Annotated in this window: 17 protein-coding genes; 15 read left to right on the top strand and 2 right to left on the bottom strand. The window is 67.8% G+C overall.

The window, feature by feature from the left end; genetic code table 11:
- Positions 1–34: 34 nt before the first annotated feature.
- On the bottom strand, positions 35–1,711 hold the full coding sequence (gene hutU, locus ACFWUR_RS03810) for a urocanate hydratase (protein ID WP_378901374.1): 1,677 nt from the start codon (positions 1,709–1,711) through the stop codon (positions 35–37).
- A gap of 77 nt (positions 1,712–1,788) precedes the next feature.
- On the opposite strand from hutU, the gene hutC reads away from it, so the two are divergent.
- The 15 genes from hutC to ACFWUR_RS03735 all read left to right on the top strand — a co-directional run bounded on the left by hutC (position 1,789) and on the right by ACFWUR_RS03735 (position 18,400).
- Positions 1,789–2,553: a histidine utilization repressor gene (gene hutC / locus ACFWUR_RS03805; protein ID WP_378901581.1), complete on the top strand. Its 765-nt coding sequence runs from the start codon at positions 1,789–1,791 to the stop codon at positions 2,551–2,553.
- A 431-nt stretch (positions 2,554–2,984) separates the two neighbouring features.
- The gene (locus ACFWUR_RS03800) at positions 2,985–3,311 is read left to right on the top strand and encodes a hypothetical protein (protein ID WP_378901372.1); all 327 of its coding nucleotides are present in this window, start codon (positions 2,985–2,987) and stop codon (positions 3,309–3,311) included.
- A gap of 9 nt (positions 3,312–3,320) precedes the next feature.
- On the top strand, positions 3,321–3,929 hold the full coding sequence (locus ACFWUR_RS03795) for a hypothetical protein (RefSeq protein ID WP_378901370.1): 609 nt from the start codon (positions 3,321–3,323) through the stop codon (positions 3,927–3,929).
- Positions 3,930–4,730: 801 nt separating this feature from the next.
- On the top strand, positions 4,731–5,780 hold the full coding sequence (locus ACFWUR_RS03790) for a polyprenyl synthetase family protein (RefSeq protein ID WP_378901367.1): 1,050 nt from the start codon (positions 4,731–4,733) through the stop codon (positions 5,778–5,780).
- On the top strand, positions 5,777–7,039 hold the full coding sequence (locus ACFWUR_RS03785) for a hypothetical protein (RefSeq protein ID WP_378901364.1): 1,263 nt from the start codon (positions 5,777–5,779) through the stop codon (positions 7,037–7,039). The genes ACFWUR_RS03790 and ACFWUR_RS03785 overlap by 4 nt, the downstream gene beginning before the upstream one ends.
- A gap of 50 nt (positions 7,040–7,089) precedes the next feature.
- Entirely contained in the window at positions 7,090–8,085 is a 996-nt protein-coding gene (locus tag ACFWUR_RS03780) for a fatty acid desaturase (protein ID WP_378901361.1), read from the top strand.
- On the top strand, positions 8,076–8,873 hold the full coding sequence (locus tag ACFWUR_RS03775) for a methyltransferase family protein (protein WP_378901358.1): 798 nt from the start codon (positions 8,076–8,078) through the stop codon (positions 8,871–8,873). Before ACFWUR_RS03780 ends, ACFWUR_RS03775 begins: the two co-directional genes overlap by 10 nt.
- Before the next feature lie 38 nt (positions 8,874–8,911).
- Entirely contained in the window at positions 8,912–9,958 is a 1,047-nt protein-coding gene (gene mvk / locus ACFWUR_RS03770; RefSeq protein WP_378901355.1) for a mevalonate kinase, read from the top strand.
- On the top strand, positions 9,955–11,040 hold the full coding sequence (gene mvaD / locus ACFWUR_RS03765) for a diphosphomevalonate decarboxylase (RefSeq protein ID WP_378901352.1): 1,086 nt from the start codon (positions 9,955–9,957) through the stop codon (positions 11,038–11,040). The genes mvk and mvaD overlap by 4 nt, the downstream gene beginning before the upstream one ends.
- Positions 11,037–12,119: a phosphomevalonate kinase gene (locus tag ACFWUR_RS03760; protein WP_378901349.1), complete on the top strand. Its 1,083-nt coding sequence runs from the start codon at positions 11,037–11,039 to the stop codon at positions 12,117–12,119. The genes mvaD and ACFWUR_RS03760 overlap by 4 nt, the downstream gene beginning before the upstream one ends.
- Entirely contained in the window at positions 12,116–13,210 is a 1,095-nt protein-coding gene (gene fni / locus ACFWUR_RS03755; protein ID WP_378901346.1) for a type 2 isopentenyl-diphosphate Delta-isomerase, read from the top strand. Before ACFWUR_RS03760 ends, fni begins: the two co-directional genes overlap by 4 nt.
- A complete protein-coding gene (locus tag ACFWUR_RS03750; protein WP_378901343.1) occupies positions 13,207–14,265 on the top strand; it encodes a hydroxymethylglutaryl-CoA reductase in 1,059 nt (352 codons plus the stop codon). The genes fni and ACFWUR_RS03750 overlap by 4 nt, the downstream gene beginning before the upstream one ends.
- Entirely contained in the window at positions 14,262–15,434 is a 1,173-nt protein-coding gene (locus ACFWUR_RS03745; RefSeq protein ID WP_378901341.1) for a hydroxymethylglutaryl-CoA synthase, read from the top strand. Before ACFWUR_RS03750 ends, ACFWUR_RS03745 begins: the two co-directional genes overlap by 4 nt.
- 9 nt (positions 15,435–15,443) lie before the next feature.
- Positions 15,444–16,925 (top strand): flavin-containing monooxygenase, encoded by a 1,482-nt coding sequence (locus ACFWUR_RS03740; protein WP_378901339.1) that lies wholly within the window; start codon positions 15,444–15,446, stop codon positions 16,923–16,925.
- Positions 16,922–18,400, top strand: coding sequence for a flavin-containing monooxygenase (locus ACFWUR_RS03735; protein ID WP_378901336.1), 1,479 nt, complete (start codon positions 16,922–16,924; stop codon positions 18,398–18,400). Before ACFWUR_RS03740 ends, ACFWUR_RS03735 begins: the two co-directional genes overlap by 4 nt.
- Here the strand turns inward: ACFWUR_RS03735 and ACFWUR_RS03730 are convergent.
- On the bottom strand, positions 18,392–20,749 hold the full coding sequence (locus tag ACFWUR_RS03730; protein ID WP_378901334.1) for a SpoIIE family protein phosphatase: 2,358 nt from the start codon (positions 20,747–20,749) through the stop codon (positions 18,392–18,394). The two genes, ACFWUR_RS03735 and ACFWUR_RS03730, sit on opposite strands and share 9 nt — an antisense overlap.
- Between the last annotated feature and the right edge of the window lie 28 nt (positions 20,750–20,777).

Raw genomic sequence — 20,777 nt, 5'->3', positions numbered from 1 at the left:
CTTCCGCCCACAGATTCCCGCCGGTTCCGGATGCTCAATGTTCCAGCATCGGAATTCGCACCCCACGCTCACGAGCCACCTCGGCGGCGCGCTCGTACCCCGCGTCGACATGGCGCATCACACCGGTCCCCGGATCGTTGGTGAGCACCCTCTCCAATTTCTCGGCCGCCAAGGCGGTGCCGTCGGCGATACACACCTGGCCCGCGTGGATCGAGCGGCCCATCCCGACCCCGCCGCCGTGATGGATCGACACCCAACTCGCCCCGGACGCGGTATTGAGCAGCGCGTTGAGCAGTGGCCAGTCCGCGATCGCGTCGGAACCGTCGGCCATCGCCTCGGTCTCGCGGTACGGGGAGGCCACCGAGCCCGAGTCGAGGTGGTCGCGGCCGATGGCCAGGGGCGCCGACAGCTCGCCCGAGGCGACCATCTCGTTGAACTTCATGCCCGCGCGGTGACGTTCGCCGTAGCCGAGCCAGCAGATCCGTGCGGGCAACCCCTCGAACTTCACCTTCTCGCCCGCCAGGGTGATCCACCGTCGCAGATGCTCGTTGTCGGGGAACAGTTCCAGGATCGCGCGGTCGGTGGCGGCGATGTCGGCCGGATCGCCCGAGAGCGCGGCCCAGCGGAACGGACCGAGACCCTCTTCGAAGAGCGGGCGGATGTAGGCGGGAACGAAGCCGGGAAACGCGAAAGCCCGGTCGTAGCCACCCTTTCGGGCCTCGTCACGAATCGAGTTGCCGTAGTCGAACACCTCGGCACCGGCATCCATGAAACCGACCATCGCCTCGACATGCGCGGCCATCGACGCCTGCGCCTGGGTCGTGAACCGGACCGGATCCTTCGCGGCGAGGGTGTGCCAGTCTTCCAGGGCGACCCCGATGGGCAAGTAGGACAACGGATCATGCGCCGAGGTCTGATCGGTGACGATATCGATCGGGGCGCCCATCGCCAGCAGTTCGGGCAACACCTCGGCGGCGTTGCCGACCACGCCGATCGAGAGCGGTCTGCGCTCGTCGCGGGCGGCCGTCGCGAGAGCCAGCGCCTCCCGCACACTGTCGGCCTTCGTGTCGAGATAGCCGTGCGCGATCCGTCGGTCGATCCGTGCGGGATCGCAGTCCACACACAGCGCGACACCCTCGTTCATCGTCACCGCGAGTGGCTGGGCGCCGCCCATCCCGCCGACACCGGCCGTGAGCGTGATCGTCCCGGCGAGGGAACCACCGAAACGCTTGCGCGCCACCGCACCGAAGGTTTCATAGGTGCCCTGCAGAATGCCCTGACTGCCGATGTAGATCCACGACCCGGCCGTCATCTGCCCGTACATCATCAGCCCCAACTGCTCGAGCTTGCGGAACTCGTCCCACGTGGCCCAGTCGCCGACGAGATTGGAATTCGCCAGCAGCACCCGAGGCGCCCACTCGTTGGTGCGGAACACCCCCACCGGCTTGCCCGACTGCACCAGCAAGGTCTCGTCGGAGGCAAGGGTCTCCAATGTTCGCACGATCGCGTCGAACGCCGCCCAACTGCGGACCGCGCGCCCGGTCCCGCCGTAGACGACCAGGTCGTCGGGGCGTTCGGCGACCTCGGGATCGAGGTTGTTCATCAGCATCCGCAACGCACCCTCCTGCTGCCAACCGAGGGTGCGCAGCTCGGTGCCACGGGGAGCGGACACGGGACGGGGGCCGGAGACAGGCGGTGTCACGTCGTTCATGAAGCCAGTATAGTCCTGTATATACAGGTGGGACCGACGTTCGGGCGCAACGTATTCTCTCCGACGACGGAGGAGATATTTCGGTGGTGTCGATCGAGACGAACGATGCGGAGCTGGCCGCGCTCTACGGCGAGCTCGGCAGTGAATTCGCGGCGTACGAGCGGGTCAAGCAGCTGATCATGGCGCAGATCACGGCGCGACGCTGGATTGCGGGGGAGCAGATCCCGTCGGAGAACCGGTTCGTCGCCGCGCTCGGCCTGTCCCGGATGACGATCAATCGGGCCCTGCGTGATCTGACCGCCGACGGCGCGCTCACCCGGGTGATGGGGGTGGGCACCTTCGTCGCGGCGAGCAAGGCCACCTCCCCGCTGTTCGAGGTCCGCAACATCGCCGACGAGATCACCGGCCGCGGACACCGCCATCGCACCGAGGTGGTGTTCGTGCGATCCGAGGTGCCCGGCGACGCGGAACTCGCGAACGCGATGGGCGCTGAGGTGTTCCACTCGCGGTTGGTGCACTTCGAGGACGGCGTCGCGATTCAGCTCGAAGACCGTTACGTCAACCCGGCGCAGGCCCCCGACTACCTCGCTCAGGACTTCACCACGGTGACGCCGAATGTCTATCTCAGCGCGGTCGCGCCGCTGCTGCGCGGCGAGCATGTCGTCGAGGCGATACGGGCGGCCCGCGAGGAGTGCGCGCTGCTCGGCATCGACGCCGATGAGCCGTGTCTGCTGATCCGGCGCCGCACCTGGTCGTCGGGCGGGTTGGTCAGCGTGGCACGGCTCGTACACCCCGGTTCGCGAAATCGCTTGGAGGGCAGCTTCGGCGCCGAACCCGGCTGACGGCTCGCGCCTGTCGGTACAGCGCGATCTCGCCGGAACAATGGCGGTACGACATTTCGATCAGGGAGATGGTCGAACTCGTCACCGCGCCTTTGAATTACCGGCTGCTGTTCGGGTGCGGTGATATCGGCGAACTGTCGGTCGCTATCGAATTCATTATCGACGGACCGCGACCCGCTCGACGATAACGGTGCGATGCGTGCGTGATCTCCGCGCAAGATTGTTATCCGATCTGAATGAAATCGAACCGTAGCAAATCAACAGCTAACCAGAATGTGGTGTCTGAGCTGGGAATATGTCTGATAGTCGGGTGAGGTTCAGTGCCGGGTTATCACTGTTTCGTGACGAAGTGCGCGGTATGCCGGATTGGGGCTGTACGTTTGGGATCAAGAGTTTCGCTGAGTTCCATTCAGGTAACGGAGAGGGCGGAAATGGCTACAGTCACGCAGCCGTCGGGGCCGCATACCATGATCTCCCGACGTGAATTCTCCGCAGCGAAAACGGCGATGGCACCGTCGAGTCTGGTGACCCTCGGGTTGATCTTGCTGATCCCCGTGTTCATCACGGCGGGACCGATATTCGCGTCGGCGTTGATCGCGCGCTATCAGGGTGTCGGCTGGTCCGGCGGGGTGGTCTTCGGGGTCATCGCGACCGTGGTGGCGATGTCGGTACTGGCCTCGGCGTGGGCGTTCCGCCTGGCTTGGCGGCGCGGCTCGGCTGCCGCGCGGCGCCCGCTCGGTTCTTCTGTCACGCGGTAGGAGGTCACCATGCAGACGCACCGACACGCGGCGGCGCCGACCATCGAGCCGCCCGTCGAGCCATCGGTCACCCCCGCCGCCGACCGATGCCGCCGCCTGCGGATCGTCGCCCGGATCGAGGCGCCCCACCTGTGGGACTCGACCACCGCCCGACTGCTCGACTGCGCGCGCCGACGCTGGCAGGGCAGGGCCGATATCGCCGATCACCCCGCGTTGCGCCGTTGGTCGCAGATCCAGGACTCCCAGCAGCGGCCCGAGCAACCCTGTCTGCGCACGCTTTTCGCCGCCTTCGCCTCGGGCTCGCTGGTCGGTGGCGATCCCTGCGCCGACCTGGCTGCCGCGATCATGCTTTTGTCGAGCTGCCCCGCCGAAGCGGTCCGGCAGGCCGACCCGCTGAACGGCCAACTCACGGTGCGCTTCTCGGTGTACGCCTATCGCGAAGACGACCTGCCCTTGGCCGAAGACTTGATCACCACCACCGTCCGTGCCTGCGGCACCCTGCTGGCTCGTCGTTGCACGACCATGCGCGCCCCGGCTCGCTCCTCGGCTGTGCTCGTCGACCATCCGACGCCGGAGCTGCTGATCCTGGGCGGCCTCGGTAGTACCGCTGCCCGCTGACTCCGCAGTGGTCACTGCCGAGCGGTGCCCGGCCCGTTCCCGGTGTGCGGCGGTAGGTCGCCGCGTGAGCGGGAGAATCCGATCGTCGGTGCGGCCGACGGGTCTGCGCGTCGAGCCTTTTCACTTCGCGGCTCTGTAGCGGCGATCCATTGCTAGCGAAACTAACGTTGCTGCAACGTGTTTCACTATGACACGGGATGTGACATCGGAGGGGCGCAGGCCGCTCGGATCGGTTTTTCGATCTCGCCCGGCTCGCGGTACGGCGCTGCGGATTGTATGGTTCAACCGGGGCCGCGCCCGTCACCGGAGCTGTTGACGATCTGACAGTTCGTGTCACTGTGGTTCTGAACCCTTTGTGTACCAACAACATTGACGTTGCGACTCGGCGCGGTCGACCCCGCGCGTCGCCCGACGACTCTCCAGGTGCCCCTTCGGGAGTCGCCGATCCGTGAGTTCGTGTCCGGTTCCGTGATGGCGCGGAAGACGTTGTAGCGCACGCGTTTACGCGACGCACAGGTGGTGTTGGTCGCGTGCGCACACTGTAGGTGCAGCTCAGTTGTGGACCTAAATCATTGTGGTGCAACACAATTGCGCGCTTCAAACTTGGAAGATGTTGGAACGCTTGACATCTCGAGCTTCCTACACAAAACTACCCGTCGGTAGCCAGCGAACGGAACGCTCGACCCGTCGGCTGCGAGAGGTCCTCCCTACGACTGCCCCGCCGGAATCCCGTAACCCCGTGTCTGCCAGTCGCCGGTGCTCTTCTCGCCCGTCGTGACCATATCGAAGGAGCTCAGCGCTATGGATAATCCCGCGCTACCCGTAGTACAGGACTCGGGCGACCAGCACTCGGGCGACCGAGTGGTGGTGCTGCCGAGACCGGCCGGACCGGCCGAGCAACTGGCACTGGTCACCGAACGCCTACGGGAACTTCTCCTCACCGGGGAAGACTTCGACGCGATCTACACCCACATCCTGGCCGCACCCGGTAAACGCGTGCGAGCGCGGCTGGTCCTGGCTTGCGCCGGCCTGCTCCCCGATGCCGCCGACACCGCCGCACCGCTACGCGACGCCGTCGACCTGGCGTGCGCGATGGAGATGCTGCACGAATCCTCGCTGGTCCACGACGACATCTGCGACGGCTCACTGCTGCGCCGTGACGCACCGTCGGTGCCCGCCGCATTCGGAGTGCGCACCAGTGCCCGCGCCGGATTCCACCTGGCGGGCGCATCGATGCAGGTCGTGGCCCGAGTGCTCGCCGACAATCCGGAGGTCTTCGCGCGGGTGGGGGAGGCGCCCGGCATCACCTACGCGGACCGGCTCTCCGATCTGTCCTACGGTCAGCTGATCGAGACCCTGCCGCCCTCGATCGACGAGGTCGCGCTGCGCCGCCACTACGAACTCGTGGCCGGGGCCAAGACCGGCACCCTGTTCCGCCTGTCGTGTGCCTACGGCGGTACCGCGGGTGGGGTCGATATCGATCGGCTCCACGCCCTGATGGAGTACGCCGACCAGCTCGCGCTGGCCTTTCAGATCATGGACGACGTCCGCGACATCGAGGGGGGACCCGGCCTGGGCAAGGACGCGGGCGGTGACCTCGAACGCCGGGTGCCGACCTGGCCGGTCATCGAATGGCTCGGCGCCCGGCCCGGCGCGCGCGAAATGTGGTTGGACGCGGAGATCTCCAGTGCCACCCTGCAAGCGGACCTGGTCGACAGCGGTGCGACGAAAGCCGCCCGCCTGGTCGCGATGGACGCCATCGAGAAGGCCACCCGCGCCCTCGATGTCTTCCCACCGTCCCTCGCGCGCGACGACCTTCGCGAACTCCTCCAGCAGGTGATATCGCGATGAACACAGCACGACTTCCCCTCCTGATCCGCGGGCTGCGAAACCTGCGTCGCGCACCGGATCTGGTGGCCTTGCGGGCCGCGCGGTCACCACAGGAGCTGGCCGCGCTCGCGTTGATTCCCGCGGGCCGCAACCTGGGTATCGCCGTCGGCCTGCTGCCCGCGACCCTGCGCGCCGAAGCCACCGCCGCGCTGCTCGCCTGCCGAGTACTCGACGCCTTCGAAGATCTCAGCGACCGCGCGGTCGCCAGTGGCGCCGTGCTGGCGGCGGTGGACTACCTCAACGCCACCAGCGACACCCTTCCGCCGCCGCTGCCCGCGCTCGAGGGCGAGATCCGTGACAGCGAAGCCGTCGACCGGGTGCTGGCCGAGCGCATCACCGACATCAGAGCACTGCTCACGGCGTTGTCGGAGCAGGGGCGCGAGCGTGTCGGCCAGGTGCTCACCGATGTCGGCCGGGTCATGGCCCGCAACATCGACGCGCCACTGACCCGCGTCGCCTACAGCGAGGGTGTGCTCGGGCGGATCACGCACTACGCGTGTGCCCTGGTGGCCGAAGACGTGCTACCGGAAGCGGATCTGCGGGAACTGACCGGCTGTGTCGCCGTGATCGCCCAGTCGGCCAACGATCTGCGCGACAACGAGCTCGCCATCTACGGCGCCGCCGACCGTGAGGAACTCACGCGCATGGTGATGCTGCGCCAGCTCACTCCCGCCCTCGGCGGCTTCGCGCTGCTGGCCAAGCTCGGCCCTGGCACGCCGAGCGTGGGCGCGCGGGCGGCGATGGCGTACATGACGATCACGACCTCGGCGTTCCTGTGCGGTGCCGTCGACGCGCCCCCGCCCTTCCGGCGCCCCGTCGCCGCGGCCACGCTGGCCGCCGCCTCGTCGGTGTACTGGACCAAGATGCTGGAGCGCGTGCGCCGTAGTGGCGATGCCGCGATCCATCAAATGCTCGACGCCTCACCGGATTTCACCACTGGCTCGGCGTCTGCTTCGCAGGTGCTCGGCGCGGGTGACCTGCACTCGCCTGCCACCTCGTTGATGCCACTGATCGTCGACACCACCTTCGCGCTGGTGCACACGCTGCCCGAAGGCCGCTTGACCGGCGAACTCTCCGATTCGGCGATCCGCACCATGATGATCGCCGACCACCTGGCCTTCGGCGCGATGGAACGGGTGCCCAACCACGAACCCGACGCGCTCCGGGCGCTGGCCACGCGGCTGCAGCTCGCCGCTCTCGACAACAGCAGCCACCAGTAGTCGAGGAACACCTCCTCGACGATCGTCACTACTAGCGAAGGAGCTCTCCTATGAGCACCGGAACGCCCGTCGCGCCCACAGAGAAACCGCCGTTCAGTCGGCGCGTGCTCAAACTCGAGCACGCGTCCAACGTCGGACCGCTGCTCCACATCGCGTTGTGGATCGCGATGACCTCGGCCGCACTGTTCGTGCCAATCGCCTCGACCTGGTACATCGCGGTCCCGCTGATCATCGTGCTCTCGCTGCTCAACCTCTCGCTGACCATCGGCGTGATGCACATGCACACCCATCGGCCGCTGTTCGTGTCCAAGTTCCCCAACCGTGTCGTCGACATCCTGTGCTGCCTGCCCGGCAACCTGACCGCGGCCGAGATGCGCGAGGTGCACGTCCTCAACCATCACCGGTTCAACGACGGCCCGGGTGATGTCACCGCCACCACCGGCATGGACAAGGGCATCGGCGCCCTCTGGTACTGGGTCCGCTACGGCATGGTCGTCAAGATCCACACGGTGCGCACGGTTTTCGCCGCGAACCCGGCGCCGCGCCGCCGCAAGACACGCCACCAGTTCATCTTCGACCTGGCCGTGTACGCGGTGGTGATCGGCTCGGTCTGGTACGTCGCGGGCTTGGAGAGGTTCATCCTGTTCTACTGGGTGCCGTTCCTCATCACCCAGGTCAACGCCGGCTACTTCGCCTGGCTCAGCCATGCTCCGGCGCGTGGATTCACCGATGAGCCGAGCACCTCGCTCAACAACGCCGGCAACATTCTCAACTTCCTGATCTTCAACCAGGGCTACCACAGCGTGCACCACCGCTACCCCGGTATCCACTGGAGCCAGATCCCCGACAAGCTCGACTACATGCGCGATGTGAACCCGGGCGTCATCGTGCCGTATTGGATGGTGGCGCAGTCGGGTTGGCGTCTGGTCGTGCCCGGCGGCTTCCTCAACGAGGGCTACGGCACCAAGTGGAAGGCGCGACTGGAAGCGCGTCTGGAAGCGGGCACCGTGCGCTCGCGCTACCTGCCGTGGTTCGCATGGATCTGATGACACCCCACCAGGTTCGGGGCGTGGTGACAAGCCCGTCGCGGCTGGTCCCGTTCCTGTTCTCCTTCGCCGTCTACGGCTTCGCCGGCATCACCGTGCCGCTGATGCTGCTGTTCGCGGGCGGCTGGTGGTTGCCCAAGACGGTCGACAAGGGACCGCACCTGTCCGCGGTTCCCGCGATCGCGATCGACCTCGTGCTGCTGGCGCTGTTCGCGTTGCAGCACTCCGGGATGGCCCGACCCTCGTTCAAGGCGTTCATCACCCGCTGGGTGCCCGAGGCGCTGGAGCGGACCGTCTACATCATCGGCGTATGCCTGGTGATGTGGGTGATCATGCTGGCGTGGCAGCCGGTGCCGCACGTGCTGTGGTCGGCCGGCGGCGCGCTCGGGGTGGCACTGGACACCGGGTTCTGGATCGGTTTCGTCCTGGTCTACGCGGCCACCCTGCTGCTGAACCACTTCCACCTGCTCGGCATCAGTCAGGCCTACCGCCAGTACGTGATCCAGGTACCGGACGCCACGGTCGACCGCCTGCAGGTGAACGGCGTCTACAAGCTGGTTCGGCATCCACTGATGACCGGTCTGCTCGTCTCGTTCTGGTTCGCCAGTGAGTTCACCGTCGGGCACCTGGTGTGGGCACTCGGGCTGACCGGCTACATCCTGCTCGGAACCTACCTGGAGGAGCGCGATCTCATCGCTCGGTTCGGTGCGTCCTATCGCGCCTACGCAGCACGGGTACCCGCGTTCTTCCCGTCCGTGCGTGCCGTTTTCGGCCGATCGTCTCGGTAACCGGCACGGCCCGGGTGCGGGTCAGGAGAGGAATCGTCGTGAACAGTCCCGTTCGAGAACGCGCTGAACACAACTCCACAGCGACCGGCCCGGTCCGTGGCGTGGGCCGAGCCCATGCCAAGGCGATCCTGCTGGGCGAGCACACCGTGGTGCACGGGACGCCGGCGATCGCTTTTCCGTTGCCGACCCTGTCGGTGCGCGCGATCGCGCGTCCCGGTACGCCGGGTGCGGTCATCGAGGTTCCCGAAGGACACTTCGGGTTCGTCGCGGGCAACCCGAACGCCGCGCAGAACTCCTTGTCCGGGCCGCGCGTCGCGGTCGAGGAGGCGTTGCGGCGCTGGGGATTGACCGGTCATATCGCCGACGTCGTGATGGAGTGCGACATCCCGCTCGCTCGGGGGCTCGGATCGAGTGCGGCCTGTGCCGGTGCCGCGGTGCGCGCGGTCGCCGATTTGCACGGCCGCACCGTCGATCCCGCCACGCTCTACGAACTCGTGCAGTGCGGTGAACAGGTCGCGCACGGCAGGGCCAGCGGGATCGATGCGAGCGCGGTGCTGGCCGACGGTCCGATCCGGTTTCACGAGGGAACGGCCACCGCACTCGATATCGATCTCGACGCCGCCCTGGTGATCGCCGATACCGGGGTGCCCGGGTCCACGCAGCACGCGGTCGCCGGGGTGCGCCGCACCCTCGAGCGCGACCCGCGGGCCGCCCAACGGCACCTGGCCAGGGCGGGCGAGCTGATCGGCGGTGCCGCGGCGGATCTGTCGGCCGGGCACGCCGCATCTCTGGGGCGGGCGATGCTCGACTTCCAGGATCTGCTCACCGAACTCGGCGTCAGTACCCCCCTCATCGACGCACTGGTCGCCGCGGCGCTCGAGGCGGGTGCCTACGGAGCCAAACTCACCGGCGCCGGCCTCGGCGGTTGCGTGCTCGCACTCACCGAGACCGGCGACGCGCGCACGGTCAGCACCGCGTTGCGCCGCGCCGGTGCGGTACAGACCTGGACGGTCCCCACCCGCGGCCTGCGTTCGAGTGACCGATCCCCATCCGTCTCGACATCGGAACACGGTGCCAATCAATGACTTTCACCCCCGCATCGCCCGCGGTCACCGGACGTGGCGTCGTGTCGGATCCGTCCGCCGAGGCTGTCGCGGTCGCGTACCCGAATATCGCCCTGGTGAAGTACTGGGGTAAACGGGACGAAGAACTGTTCCTGCCTGTCACGGGCAGCCTGTCGATGACTCTCGACATATTCCCGACCACCACGTCGGTGCGATTGATCGACGCGTCGGCCGATGTGGTCGAGTTCAACGGCGTCGCGGCGACCGGCGCCGCCCGCGCCCGCATCGAGACATTCCTCGATCTGGTGCGCACGAAGGCGGGCCGCGACGAACGCGCGATGGTCGTGACGTCCAATGCCGGGCCGACCGGCGCCGGTCTGGCCTCCTCGGCGAGCGGGTTCGCGGCGCTGGCCACCGCCGCGGCGGCTGCCTATGAGCTCGACATCGATCCGCGCGGCTTGTCGCGGCTGGCCCGGCGCGGCTCCGGCTCGGCTTCCCGTTCCCTCTTCGGAGGCTTCGTCGTCTGGCACGCCGGGGAAGGCACCGGCGACGCGGGGGACCTGAGCTCGTACGCGGAGCCGATCGGCGGCGACGAACTGGACCCCGCCCTGGTGGTCGCCATGGTGGACCAAGGCGCGAAGGCTGTTTCCAGCCGGGCCGCCATGCGCCAGACCACCGCCACGTCACCGTTCTTCCGCCCCTGGGCGGAGTCGTCGGTGCTGGATCTGGCGGAGATGCGCAAAGCAATCGCACGGCAGGATCTTCCGGCGATCGGAGAGATCGCCGAACGCAACGCTCTCGGCATGCACGCCACCATGCTCACCGCCCGTCCCGGAATCCGGTACCTCTCACCGCATTCGATCGCCATCCTGGATGCGGTACTCGCGCTGCGGGCCGACGGGATCATGGCCTACGCCACGATCGATGCGGGCCCGAATGTCAAAGTGCTGTGCAGCCGCGCCGACGCGCCGCAGGTCGACGCCGTACTGGACGGACTCGGCGACTTCGTCACCACCCGGACCGCGCACATCGGTCCGGGCGCGTGCCTGGCCGGTCCCGGTCCGGCGGCCTCGGTGACTCCTGCGGCGGGTGACGAGCAGTGATCAGTTGTCGCGCACCGGGCAAGCTCTTCATCGCCGGTGAGTACGCCGTGGTCGAGCCGGGACACCTCGCGGTGCTCACGGCGGTCGACCGCTACGCGACCGCCACCGTGGCGGCCGTGGATGCCGGCGACGACATCGTCCTGCATTCGGATCTGGACGGTGGCCGCACACTGTTCTGCCGGCGTCACGGTGACGAATTGGTGCCCACGGCCGATGCTGTTGTGCCAGCGGCATTTTCCTACGTTTTCGCGGCGGTCTCGATCGTTCACCGTCTACTCGTGGAACGCGCGATCCCCGTATCGCCCTTCCGGCTGAGCGTCACCGCCGATCTCGGCGACGTCGACGGCCGCAAGTTCGGCTTGGGTTCCAGCGCGGCCGTCACGGTGGCGACCGTTGCCGCTCTCGGGCAACACTTCGCCCTCGAACTCGATCCCATGGACCGGTACCGGCTGGCGATGCTCGCCACGATCGCGGTGAACCCCCGTGCGTCCGGCGGCGACGTGGCGGCGAGCACCTGGGGCGGTTGGCTCGCCTACCGTTCCCCTGACCGCGCGCAGGTGACTGCGGCCCTCGCCCGTCACGGCGTCGATGCCACGATGCGCGCACCATGGCCCGGCCTGTCGGTTCGCCCGCTGCCGACCCCGACCGAGCTCACCGTGCAGGTCGGTTGGACCGGGACCCCGGCGTCCACACCAGCATTGGTCGCCGCACTCGGCGGGGACCGCACCGCCTTCCTCGCCGACAGCAACGAGTGCGTCGAACGGCTCGTCGCGGCTGTCGAGGCGGGCGACTCCGCGGCGACGCGGATCGAGATCGACCGCGCGCGAACGCTGCTCGTCGATCTCGATCTCACCTCGGGCCTCGGCATCATGACCCCGCGCCTGCACGCACTGTGTGATGCGGGCGCGGCGGTCGGCGCTGCGGCGAAACCCTCCGGTGCCGGTGGCGGTGACTGCGGTATCGCGCTCATCGAACGCACCCGCCCCGCGGCGATCGCCGAACTCACCGGCCGCTGGATCGCCGCCGGAATCCGACCGCTTCCCCTGCGGGCCCACCTCGCCGAAGGGGACCGACGATGATCGCCGATCGCAAGGACGACCACGTCCGCCATGCCGTGAACCACCAGCGCCAGGCCACCGGTGTCAGTGACTTCGATTCGGTCACTTTCGTTCATCACGCCCTCGCCGGCATCGATGCCGAGCAGGTGTCGCTGGCCGTCGAAGTGGCTGGAAAGCAATGGGACACACCGCTCTACGTCAACGCGATGACCGGCGGCAGCACCAAGACCGGCGAGATCAACCGCCAACTCGCCATCGCCGCCCGCGAGACCGGCGTCCCCATCGCCTCCGGATCGATGAGCGCCTACTTCCGGGATGCGTCGGTCGCAAGCACCTATCGTGTACTGCGGCAGGAGAACCCGCACGGATTCGTGATGGCCAATGTCAACGCGAACGCCACCGTCGACCAGGTCCACAGCGCCATCGATCTGCTCGAGGCCGACGCGCTGCAGATCCACCTCAACGCCGTGCAGGAAGTGGTCATGCCCGAGGGCGACCGCTCCTTCGGGGCCTGGCCGCGCCGGATCGAGGAAATCGTCGCCGCTACCGCTGTCCCGGTTTTCGTCAAAGAAGTCGGGTTCGGGCTGAGCAGGCAGACCGTCACCTGGTTGCGGGACGCGGGCGTGGCTGTGGCCGACGTGGGCGGGCGCGGCGGCACCAATTTCGCTCGCATCGAGAACGATCGGCGGGTGGGCGGCGATTTCGCGTTCATCGAGAGCTGGGGCCAGTCCACCCCGAACTGCCTGCTCGACTGCGCCGACATCCCCGGCATCGGCATCGCCGCCTCCGGCGGCATCCGCTCGCCCCTGGACATCGCGCGCGCACTCGCGTTGGGCGCCGACGCCACCGGTGTCGCGGGGGCGTTCCTGGAAACCCTGGTCAGTCACGACACCGCCGCACTGGTCGACAAGATCGGGACCTGGCTCGACCAACTGCGCACCATCCTCACCGTGCTCGGCGCGCGCACCCCAGCGGACCTGGCCGGTGCCGACCTGCTCGTCACCGGGGACGTCGCGACCTTTTGCCGGCTGCGCGGCATCGACACCGCAGCACTTGCCCACCGGAATCCCCGGTGGCGCGAATCGGAGACATCGAGAAGGAGTCACCCATGAATGACATGTCGTACGCGGCGGTGCCGCTGCAGTGGGTGGGCCCTGTCCGCATCACCGGCAACGTTGTCGACGACGCCGTCGACGTGCCCCTCGCAACCTACGAAACCCCGCTGTGGCCCTCGGTCGGGCGCGGCGCGCGGATCAGCACGCTGGCCGAGAAGGGCATCGTCGCGACCTTGATCGACGAGCGGATGACCCGCTCGATCCTGCTCGAAGCCGACGACGCCTACACCGCGTACACCACCGTCCAGCAGTTGGAGGGCCGCATGGCCGAGCTCCAAGAGGTGGTCGCCGGCAGCAGCCGTTTCGCCCGGCTCATCGACCTGCACCATCAGATCACCGGCAACCTGCTGTTCCTGCGCTTCGAATTCAGCACCGGTGACGCGTCGGGCCACAACATGGCGACCCTGGCCAGCGATCACCTGATGGATCACATCTTGGCGAGCATGCCCGGTGTGCGTTACGGATCGATCTCGGGCAATTACTGCACCGACAAGAAGGCCACCGCGGTCAACGGCATTCTCGGCCGCGGCAAGAACGTCATCACCGAACTGCTCATCCCGCGCGAGGTTGTCCAACAGCGGCTGCACACCACCGCGGCGCAGGTGACCCAGCTCAACATCCGCAAGAACCTGATCGGCACCCTGCTGGCAGGCGGGATCCGTTCCGCCAACGCGCATTACGCCAACATGCTGCTGGCCTTCTATCTGGCCACCGGCCAGGACGCCGCCAATATCGTCGAGGGATCCCAGGGCATCACCCACGCCGAGGATCGCGACGGTGACCTGTACTTCTCGTGCACTCTGCCCAACCTGATCGTCGGCACGGTCGGCAACGGCAAGCACGCGAGCTTCGTCGACGAGAACCTGCAACGCCTCGGCTGCCGCGAAGATCGGCAGCCCGGCGAGAACGCCCGACGCCTCGCGGTGATCGGAGCGGCCACCGTGCTGTGCGGGGAGCTGTCGCTGATGGCGGCACAGACCAATCGCGGTGAATTGATGCGCGCCCATACCCAATTCGAGCGGTCCACCACGAGCAACGGAAGCCCACGATGACAACTACGCCGGTCGGTATCCACGACCTCTCGTTCGCCACCACCCATTACGCCCTCGATCACGCCGTCCTCGCGCAGCGACTCGGCGTGGATCGCGACAAGTTCTACCTCGGCATCGGCCAGGAGAAGATGAGCGTCGCCGCCGCCGACGAGGACATCGTCACCATCGCCGCGGCCGCCGCCCAGCCGATCCTGCAACGGCACGGCACCGACAACATCCGCACCGTCCTGCTGGCCACCGAAACCGGTGTGGATCAGTCCAAAGCCGCTGCGCTGTACCTGCATTCGCTGATCGGGCTGCCCAACGCCGCCCGTGTCGTCGAGCTCAAGCAGGCCTGCTACGGCGGTACCGCCGGGCTGCAGTTCGCGGCCGGTCTGATCGCGCGTGACCCGTCGCAGCGGGTGCTGGTGATCGCCGCCGATATCGCCAAGTACGAACTCGACACCCCGGGTGAGCCGACCCAGGGCGCCGCCGCCGTCGCGATGCTGGTCACCGCGAACCCGGCGATCCTGGCGCTGGACCCGATCTCGGGCCTCTACAGCGCCGACATCATGGACTTCTGGCGCCCGAACTACCGCACCGAGGCCATCGTCGACGGCAAGACCTCGGTCAACGCCTACCAGAAGGCCGCCCAGGAGGCGTGGTCGGACTATCGCCGCCAGGGTGGGCGCGAACTCGGCGAGTTCGCCGCGTTCTGCTACCACCAGCCCTTCACCAAGATGGCCTACAAGGCGCACCGCCACCTGCTCGAAAGCCAGGGCCACACCGCCGACGCCGCGGCGATCGACGCCGCGATCGCCGCGACGACAACCTACAACCGCACGGTCGGCAACAGCTACACCGCCTCGCTCTACCTCGGTCTGGCCTCGCTGCTCGACCATGCGGGCGACCTCACCGACAAGGCCCTGGCGATGATCAGCTACGGATCGGGCAGCGTCGCCGAGTTCTTCAGCGGCACAGTGCAGCCCGGGTACCGCGAACACCTGCGGACCGAGGCGAACCAGGCGGCGATCAGTTCGCGAGAGCCGCTCGGCTACGAACGCTACCGGGAACTGCACGAGGCCGCCTCGCCCAGCGACGGCGCGTACCACGCCATGGTCGAGGAGACTCGCCGTCCGTTCCGGCTGGCCGCCGTCTCCGGTCACAAACGCATCTACGAATCCCGCTGAGGTTGCCCGATGAGCAGTAACGACACCCGCCACGTCCAGATCATGATCGTGGGCAGCGGGCTCTCCGGCCTCGGCACCGCCATCCGGCTGAGCCAGCGTGGCCTGTCCGACTTCGTGGTCATCGAGCGTGGCCCCGACGTCGGCGGAACCTGGCGTGACAACACCTACCCGGGTGCGGGCTGCGATGTTCCCTCGCACCTGTACTCGTATTCGTTCGCGCTCAATCCCGAGTGGTCCCGGTCGTTCTCGCCCCAGCCGGAGATCGAGCAGTACCTGCGTACCGTCTCCGAACGCTACGGGGTTCGCGACAAGCACCTCTTCGACTGCGCGCTGACCGCCGCCCGCTGGAACGACGCCGACGGCCGGTGGGATGTCGAGACCAGCAAGGGCACCTTCACCGCCGACTTCATCGTCTCGGCGGCGGGTGTGCTCGCCGAACCCAATCTGCCCGACATCAAGGGCATCTCGAGCTTCGAGGGCGAGATCTTCCATTCCGCGCGCTGGAATCACGACGCCACCCTGACCGGCAAGAAGGTCGCCGTCATCGGCACCGGATCCTCGGCGGTGCAGATCGTTCCGTCGATCGCGCCCGAGGTGGAGCATCTCGATGTGTACCAGCGCACCGCCACCTGGGTGATGCCCCAGATCTCGCGGCCCTACCTGGGGCTGGAACGCTTCGCGTTCAAGCGCGTTCCCGGTCTGCAACGGTTCATCCGGGCGCTGATCTACATCACGCGCGAGCTGTTCGTGGTCACCCAGGTGAAGTATCCGTGGACCGGCATCGTGTTGGAAACGGTCGGGCGGTTCAAGATGCGCTGGGAGATCCGTGACCCGCAGCTGCGGCGAAAAGTGATGCCACAGCACCGCATCGGCTGCAAGCGCATGCTCGTGTCGAACAAGTTCTACGGTGCGCTCGATCGCGACAACGTCGACGTCGTGACCGACGGCATCGCCGAGGTGCGCCGCGGTTCGATCGTGGCCGAGGACGGTACGGAGCGGGAGGTGGACGCCATCGTGCTGGCCACCGGCTTCCACGTCGCCGATTCGCCGACGTTCAACCTGTACACCGGTCGTGACGGCCGAACCGTGTCCGAGGCGGCCGACGCCGAGGGCTACCAGATGTACAAGGGCACCACCGTCGCCAACTTCCCGAACATCTTCTTCATGCTCGGCGCCAACTCCGGGCTGAACTACACCTCGCTGATCTACATCATCGAATCCCAGATCAACTACATCGTCGACGCGATCACCACGATGGAGCAGCGCGACCTGCGGTCGTTCGAGGTCCGCCTCGACGCACAGGTCGCATACAACGACAAGCTCCAGCCGAAGATGGCGCGCACCGTGTGGGTCAACGGTGGATGCACCAGTTGGTTCCTCGACAAGCACGGCAACAACTCCGCGCTGTGGCCGGACTTCAGCTTCAGGTATCGCCGGATGGTGCGGAAGTTCGACATCGACGCCTACGACACCACGGCGAAGACAGCGTGACCGCACCGTCGGTGCGCCACCTGCGCGTCGCGATCATCGGTGCCGGATTCGCGGGGCTGGGCGTGGCCGTTCGACTGCGCCAGCAGGGGATCACCGACTTCGTCGTCTTCGAGCGCGCGAGCGATATCGGCGGTACGTGGCGCGACAACACCTACCCCGGCGCAGGCTGCGATGTCCCGTCGCAGCTCTATTCGTACTCGTTCGCCCGCAACCCGCACTGGACGCATTCGTTCTCGACGCAACCGCAGATTCAGCGGTATGTCCAGGACGTGGTCGACCGGCACGGCGTGCGCGACTCGATCGTCCTCGATTGTGAGGTCACCGCCGCGCGCTGGAACACCGATACCGCGCGCTGGGAGATCCAGACCAGCCGCGGTAGCTACACCGCCGACATCGCGGTGTCGGCGGCCGGTCCGCTGAGCGCTCCGAATCTGCCCGATATCAAAGGCATCGCCATTTTCCGCGGCCCGATCTTCCATTCCGCGCGCTGGGATCACGAGTTCGAGCTCGCGGGCAAGCGGGTGGCCGTCGTCGGCACCGGCGCGTCCGCGATCCAGATCGTGCCGTCCATCGCGGGCGAGGTCGCCCGGCTCGACCTGTACCAGCGCAGCGCGCCGTGGGTGCTGCCGCGCATGGGACGCAGCTACACCTGGCTGGAACGGCTGTACTACCGGCGGGTACCGGGTGCGCAGCGGCTGGCACGGTTCGGCGTGTACTGGGTACGGGAGTCCTTCGTGCTCTGGCAGTCCAAGTACCCGCCGTTCGCCGACTTGTTCGCGCGGGGTGCGCGCGTGAAGATGTGGTCGGTGATCCGGGATCGAGAGCTGCGCCGCAAACTCACCCCGGGCTACCGGCTCGGGTGCAAACGAATGCTGATCTCGAACGTGTACTACCCGGCGCTGGCCCGCGACAATGTCGAGGTCGTGACCGACGGCATCGCCGAGATCCGGGAACAGTCGATCGTGGCCGACGACGGCAGCGAGCGCGAGGTCGACGCCATCGTGCTGGCCACGGGCTTCCGGATCACCGACTCGCCGACCTACGAGCTGATCAGCGGCCGGGACGGGCGCACGCTGTCGGAGGTGTTCGGGGCCGGGGGACTGAGCGCCTACAAGGGCACGACCATCGCGAACTTCCCGAACATGTTCCTGATGATCGGCCCGAACGCCGCACTGAGCTACACCTCGGCGATCTTCACGATCGAATCCCAGATCGCCTACATCATCGACGCGATCACGACGATGACCGCCGATGGCCTGCGCACGGTCGAGGTCCGCGAAGACGCGCAGACCGACTACAACCGGGATCTGCAGGCCAAGTTCGCGGGCACCGTCTGGAACGCGGGCGACTGCACCAGCTGGTTCGTCGACGAGCACGGCCACAACGCCACCCTCTGGCCGGATTTCAGCTTCCGGTTCCGCCGGATGCTGCGGACCTTCGACGTCGAGGCCTACGAGACCACCCGGTCAGAATGAATTCTGCCGCGAGCTGACGGTCGGCGGGCGTGAGGAGGCGCGCAGCGGGTTCGCGGTGGGGAAGGTGATCGAGGGCAGGGTCACCCACATCCGAACCCGGGTGCCGGTCTCGTCGTGATCGAAGGTGAGATCTTCGGTGAGCACCCGCATCATCTCGACACCGCGACCGCGATAGCCGGGATCGGTGGGAGTGGGGATCCAGCTGCCGTGGTCGGCGATCTCGAGGACGACCCGGTCGCCGTCGCAGCGGGCGGTGAGGCTAACACGGCCCGGTTCGGTGTCGCGGTAGGCGTGTTCGACGCTGTTGCTGCAGGCTTCGTTGGCGGCGGCGACGAGGTCGGCGGCCAGATCGTGTGGGACCGCGGCGGTGGCGAACCAGCGGTACAGGCCCCGCCGTACGCCGGCCAATTCGGCCGCGGCAGCGGGGAAATCGAGGCTCAGCGGCTCCGGGGGCTGCCGGTAGACGACCATGGCGACGTCGTCGTCGTAGCCCGCGGGCGGGCACAGCCGCGACAGCACCGCGTCGGCCACATCGCGGGGGAGCGCGGCACCGGTCTCGCTGAGCACATCGGCGATCTTGACGAAGCCCTCGGCGATGTCGTATCCGCGCTGTTCGACGAGTCCGTCGGTGAACAACACCAGGGTGGCACCCGGCGGCAGCGCTGTGGTGGCCTCCGGCCTGCGCGGGGTGTCGAAGGTGGCCAGGGGCACCGCGCGGCCGCCCTCGAGAATGCGGCCGGGCCCGCCGGGCGGGGCGAGGACCGGCGGCATGTGACCGGCGTTCGAGTACCGCACCATTCCGCGCTCGGGGTCGAGCACGGCCGCGCACACCGTCGTACACATGGCGCCCGGGATCCGGGAGGCCACGGCGTCGAGTTCGGCGAGCAACTGCGCCGGTCCGGCGCCGCGCAGCAGCAGAGCCCGTGCCGCGGTGCGCAATTGGCCCATCACCACGGCGGCGGACAGGCCACGGCCGACACAGTCGCCGACGACGACACCGATGGTGCCGTCGCGCAACGGCACCACGTCGTACCAGTCGCCGCCGATCTCCAGTGGCGGCAAGGCGGGTTCGTAGTGCACCGAGAACCGGGGCGGCAGCTCGATCGGTCCGAGCATCGCCCGCTGCAGGGTGAGCGAGGTGGCGCGGGCCTGATCGAAGTTGCGAGCGCGCTGTAGTGCCACGCTGAGATGGCCGACGAGCAGCGAGTACAGCGCCCAGTCGGCGGCGCTGACCGCGCGGGGCGCACCGAAGCGCACCCACATCGCCGCGTCACCGGTCTCGCCCAGCGGCGCGACGACCGCGTCGACTCCGCCTTCGTCGCCGGTGATGGCCGAGAGGCCGCGGGCAGGCTGCCTGCGCGAGCGGTCGAGCAGTGCCTGGGTGTCGTCGTCGAGCACGACCGGCCCGTCCGCGCGGGGACCGCTCTGGCGCGTCGGCGCGGCAGTGAACTGCAGCGCGGTACTGACGGGTTCGGGTTGGGGATCCGGCTCGGCGCTCGTCGGTGTCACCCCGCAGGAGTAGACGTCGGGGCGGCCGGTCCGGCTCGGCCAGATCGCGACCAGCGCGGTTTCGGCGCCCATGGTCCGGCGCAGCTCGTCGAGTCCGACCGCGAGCACCTCGACCATGCTCGTCGCCGCACCCACCGCGGTGGCCAGGCGGGACGCGGCCTGGTCGCGGGCCTGCGCATCGTGTTCGGCGGTCACATCGCGCACGGTGCCGACGAAGATCCGTTCGTCGTTCTCCTGCTTCACCAACGAGCTCGCGCTCACCGCCAACCAGCGTTCCCGGCCGTCGCGATGACGCACCGGCATCACGAATCGCGATGCCTCCGTGCCGATCTGGGGATATCCGGCGCGATCGGTGAGTGCCCAGGGGTGCGGCAGCGGGAACGGCACCTCGTTGGCGCCGTAGCCGGTGAGCACCCCGAAAGCGGAGTTCACCTCCACGATGGTGCCGTGGTCGTCGGCGACGAAGAACCCGTCCTGCAGCGACTCCACCAGCGCGGTGCGGAAAGCATCGCGGCCTTCGAGATCCTCGGCGCGCGAACGCTGTTGCTCGTAGCGGCGGGTGCCGTCGAGATAGCCGCGGGTCGCGATATCGAGGGCCGCCATGGTCTGCAACAGGAATTCCAGTGCCACCTCGGCGCGGCGCGGATCGGCGCGGGTTGCGGCGTCGTCGGCGACGGCCCGGAAGTGGTGTTCGGTGAGATCGAGCAGGCTGATGTCCTCGACCAGGGCTCGCCTGCCGAGGTCGTAGCCCTCCGAGAGCCCTGCCTGGCCCGGCGCGGCGACGTGGCGGCGCATCGCCGCCGAATAGTCGTCGAGAAATGCGGCCAGGACGGCGCTCATCGGCAACCTCTCATCGGCCAGGTCTGTG

This window comes from Nocardia sp. NPDC058633 (assembly GCF_042717045.1).
Classification (GTDB): domain Bacteria; phylum Actinomycetota; class Actinomycetes; order Mycobacteriales; family Mycobacteriaceae; genus Nocardia.
Note: the sequence above shows the minus strand (reverse complement) of the source record. Positions and strands in the feature narration are given on the sequence as shown.

Coding starts and splice junctions, on each gene's coding strand:
- fni (WP_378901346.1), top strand. CDS start 12,116: ATGATCGCCGATCGCAAGGACGACCACGTCCGCCATGCCGTGAACCAC.
- ACFWUR_RS03745 (WP_378901341.1), top strand. CDS start 14,262: ATGACAACTACGCCGGTCGGTATCCACGACCTCTCGTTCGCCACCACC.
- ACFWUR_RS03750 (WP_378901343.1), top strand. CDS start 13,207: ATGAATGACATGTCGTACGCGGCGGTGCCGCTGCAGTGGGTGGGCCCT.
- ACFWUR_RS03785 (WP_378901364.1), top strand. CDS start 5,777: ATGAACACAGCACGACTTCCCCTCCTGATCCGCGGGCTGCGAAACCTG.
- ACFWUR_RS03730 (WP_378901334.1), bottom strand. CDS start 20,749: ATGAGCGCCGTCCTGGCCGCATTTCTCGACGACTATTCGGCGGCGATG.
- ACFWUR_RS03800 (WP_378901372.1), top strand. CDS start 2,985: ATGGCTACAGTCACGCAGCCGTCGGGGCCGCATACCATGATCTCCCGA.
- ACFWUR_RS03790 (WP_378901367.1), top strand. CDS start 4,731: ATGGATAATCCCGCGCTACCCGTAGTACAGGACTCGGGCGACCAGCAC.
- ACFWUR_RS03740 (WP_378901339.1), top strand. CDS start 15,444: ATGAGCAGTAACGACACCCGCCACGTCCAGATCATGATCGTGGGCAGC.
- ACFWUR_RS03795 (WP_378901370.1), top strand. CDS start 3,321: ATGCAGACGCACCGACACGCGGCGGCGCCGACCATCGAGCCGCCCGTC.
- ACFWUR_RS03775 (WP_378901358.1), top strand. CDS start 8,076: ATGGATCTGATGACACCCCACCAGGTTCGGGGCGTGGTGACAAGCCCG.
- ACFWUR_RS03780 (WP_378901361.1), top strand. CDS start 7,090: ATGAGCACCGGAACGCCCGTCGCGCCCACAGAGAAACCGCCGTTCAGT.
- mvaD (WP_378901352.1), top strand. CDS start 9,955: ATGACTTTCACCCCCGCATCGCCCGCGGTCACCGGACGTGGCGTCGTG.
- hutU (WP_378901374.1), bottom strand. CDS start 1,711: ATGAACGACGTGACACCGCCTGTCTCCGGCCCCCGTCCCGTGTCCGCT.